Origin of the sequence: Nesterenkonia alkaliphila (assembly GCF_009758175.1) — a bacterium.
Lineage (GTDB): Bacteria > Actinomycetota > Actinomycetes > Actinomycetales > Micrococcaceae > Nesterenkonia > Nesterenkonia alkaliphila.
Genome location: NZ_WRPM01000035.1, coordinates 1 through 3,252, shown reverse-complemented (window position 1 = coordinate 3,252; position 3,252 = coordinate 1). Strand labels below are relative to the sequence as shown.

Here is a 3,252-nt window from a genome sequence, read left to right as displayed (position 1 = left end):
ATAGCGGCCTAGTACGCCGCCCTCTCACGGCGGTAACGCGGGTTCGAATCCCGCTGGGGTCACAAACGCACCCTCGTCCTCCCAAAAACCCCGAAAACAAGGGGAAGTAAAGGGACGGGGGTGCTTCTGTTTCTGATCGAATGGCTGGTTAAATGGCTGGTTTTGGATCTGGCGCTTCTGGGCGATCCTCTAAATTTCCGATTCGATGGGAACTTCTGGCGATGGGGCTCGAATCTGCAACGTTCCATCCTGCGACCTCGATGACCTCACCGGGGTCAACTGGCCGAGGTGTTCGAATCCGAAAACCCTCGATTTCGTGGGACAACCAGCCAGCCGACTCGAAGATCGGGCGTCAAAAAATGGCTGGTTATTTGGCTGGTTTCGCTGTGACGCTACTCTGCTGACAAAAAATCGCTGTGTTCAGAGCCAGTCGTTTGAGGTCATGGTGATGGCCCATCAGGTCGAGAGCTATGCTGACGGGTGAAGCCCTTGATAGTTGTCCTCGCTGGTGTCGGTCAGGACGCAGGATCCGGGGATGAGCAAGTCCAAAGCCTCGCAGCCTATCCGTTTTTGGTTGTGACAGCAGGAGAACTCGCTAATGGGGATTTCAGTTTCGAGGTCGCTGTTGAAACGTTGCACACACGGATAGTGGAGGTCGGAGCTGAGTCGGTGGTGCTTGTGGGTCTGTCGTTGGGGGGAATGATCGCCACCCGTTACGCGGCCTTGTACCAGGAGACGCTCCACGGGCTATTGCTCAGCGGTTCCCAGGTAAAGCCCAACCCAGTGGTGATGGGTCTTCAGCGCGGCATCATGCGGTTGCTTCCAGCTAGAAAGCTCCCCCTCCCAGAGGGGATCACGAAGCCGCAGTTCCTGGCGATGCTGGATGCTGCTGCGAAGGCTGACTTCCGCCAGGATCTGCCCAAGATTAGTGCTAAGACTCTGGTGCTCTGCGGCAGCAAAGATCCCTTCAACATCCCTGCAGCAAAGAGGATCGCAACTGCTGTTCCTCACGCGGAACTCAGGATCGTTGAGGGTGGCGGACACGAACTCAACACCGAGAAGCCCGAAGAGTTCACGCAAGCGATCCAGAAACTGCTCTAATTGTTGAGTCGTTAGGTAGCCTGAGAGAGGTCACTGTTCGCACTTGAGGGGCTGCCGGGATCAGCAGAGGGAAACTGGGTCCTGGTGAATTTCTTGGTCAGCCTCTTCCATCCCGGTTAGGGGACTCCTATGTCATGGGAAGACGATCATCGTGAGGATGGTCTCTGGCAGTTAATCGACGATGCACAGTCCTCCATTTCTGAGCACATTCGGGAGGAGGAACTTGACTCGTCTGATTCTAAAGTTCAACGTTTGAGAGCACTGCTCTCTCACGCGGCAGCTTATCGGGACCATCCTGACGTCTTGATCACGCCGTCTGCTCGTAGGAATGCGGGAAAAGCAGTGGAAGTCGTCGCTTCGAATCTGCCCGACGTTGAAAGCCTCTATAAGGCTCCCGCAGGTGGAACTGTTTCCAAATTTGAGGAACTGGCTCGCATCATGCGCTCGTGGCCACAACGCGGGAGTGTGAGTCTTGCGGGTTTAAAGCAGCACGTACAACAACTAGAGGGCACCCTCAGTAACTTCCGTGAGGTCGCCTCGGCAAAGCTTGAAGAAGTAAGAGTAGAGAGTTCTGGAAGCCTCGAAGAGGTTGTGAAGAAACACGACGAAGTTTTAGAACAATTTCGGGCTGATGTCACTGAGGCACAGCACGAACTGCAACAAGTTCGTGAAGTGGCCTCCGCTGTAGAAGAAGCCGTTAAGCAGTCGGAAGCGCGAATAGAAGAAGCGCTGCAGTCGCATCGGACGGTCTTTGAAGAAGAACAGGAACAGCGTTCGACCGCCTCCACAGAACGGTTAGATGCGCAAATAGCTGAATGGGAAAAGTCCCGTGAGGAAGCGCGAGGACTAAGCGATGGACTCATAGCTGACATTGACAAGAAGAAAGATGAAGCTGAGAAGTTGCTCGGTGCTATTGCCCAACGTAGTACAGCGACTGACTACGGCGCTTGGGCTATGCAGCAACGTCGTTCAGCTTTCTGGTGGAGTGTCACTGCAGTCGTGTTGTTCATCCTTGCATCTTTAGTATTCATAGAAAGCACTTTCCATTTCGTTACTTCACCGTCAGTTACGCCCTCAGGCGACAGTCTGTGGGGAGAAGTTGTTACACGGCTCGGCATGACAGCAGTAGTTCTGGCCGGTGCTCTCTACGCTGCGAAAGAAGCTGGGCAACATCGAAAAGAGGAACGCAAAGCCAAAGCTCGGGAACTTGTGCTCACGACAATGGACCCTTTTATGGCGAATATCGATGAAGACGTCAGAGTTCTTCTCCGGTCTGAAGCGGCGAGAGCCATATTTGTACTCCGCGATCAAGAGGAGACAGCAGATGAGAAGGACGCTATGGCAGAGCGATTGTGGCACATCCTGCGTCGTCCTCGCGAACAAGAGCAGGAGTGAGTTGCCTCTGTTAGGGGTAGGAATCTAAACCTTGTATGGCGGTGGTTCTCTTTTCGATGCCACAGAAGACAACCGCGTGGAACTGTGTCGCACAGCCCTTCTGCCGCCTCAGAGGTGGCGAGCAGTTCACCCCTGCCCCTCGTCGTTGACTTGTTGCCATGCCTACCGTAAGAGGAGCATGACATCAGTGTCTGCGTGAGCCGCTGTGGACGTGAACATGGAGATGTTTGGAATCTTGGTAATCTCCGAGGTTGGAAAGCACCCCAGCCGCACCGTGTTCGTTCTCAACCTGGTGAGCGACCTGTTGGACGGCCAGTAGGAAGTTCTCCAGTGTTGATCGGTCGGTATCCCCAATCTGGGTGAGTGAGGGGATGTGCATTTTGGGAACGACAACGATGTGAGTTTCCCAGTATGGCTTGGTGTGGTGGTATGCCAGGACCTCTTCTGTCTCAAGCACCACATCTAGTGAGGCGCTGTTGGGAATGGCAACATCGCAATAGAAATCATTCCCCTGGTAGTCCGCACCTGGGAGTTCTGTCATGTTTTCAGCCTAGCGGCCTGAAGGATTCGAAGTCATGGCTGCTACTGCTTCGACTTCTACGAGTTGATCGTCGTAGCCCAGGACGGTGACTCCCATCAGCGTGCTGGGGACATCGTAGTCACCGAAGGCATCGCGGACGACTTCCCATGCTTCTACTAGTGGTGTGTCTCGTTAATAGTTAAGCGGTTGGGTTGTAGAATGAGGTATGGCTCGTT

The 3,252-nt window shown here is 54.1% G+C and carries 3 protein-coding genes; 2 read left to right on the top strand and 1 reads right to left on the bottom strand.

Annotation, left to right across the window (positions count from 1 at the left end):
* Positions 1 to 480 precede the first annotated feature (480 nt).
* Together GNZ21_RS05520 and GNZ21_RS05515 are read left to right on the top strand one after the other, a co-directional pair.
* On the top strand, positions 481 to 1,101 hold the full coding sequence (locus tag GNZ21_RS05520; RefSeq protein ID WP_157322153.1) for an alpha/beta fold hydrolase: 621 nt from the start codon (positions 481 to 483) through the stop codon (positions 1,099 to 1,101).
* 129 nt (positions 1,102 to 1,230) lie between these two features.
* Positions 1,231 to 2,496 carry a hypothetical protein gene (locus tag GNZ21_RS05515; protein WP_157322151.1) on the top strand — a complete coding sequence of 422 codons (1,266 nt, stop codon included), beginning with the start codon at positions 1,231 to 1,233 and terminating at the stop codon, positions 2,494 to 2,496.
* A gap of 184 nt (positions 2,497 to 2,680) precedes the next feature.
* On the opposite strand, the gene GNZ21_RS05510 is transcribed toward GNZ21_RS05515, so the two are convergent.
* A complete protein-coding gene (locus tag GNZ21_RS05510) occupies positions 2,681 to 3,037 on the bottom strand; it encodes an HIT family protein (RefSeq protein WP_157322149.1) in 357 nt (118 codons plus the stop codon).
* Positions 3,038 to 3,252: the final 215 nt, after the last annotated feature.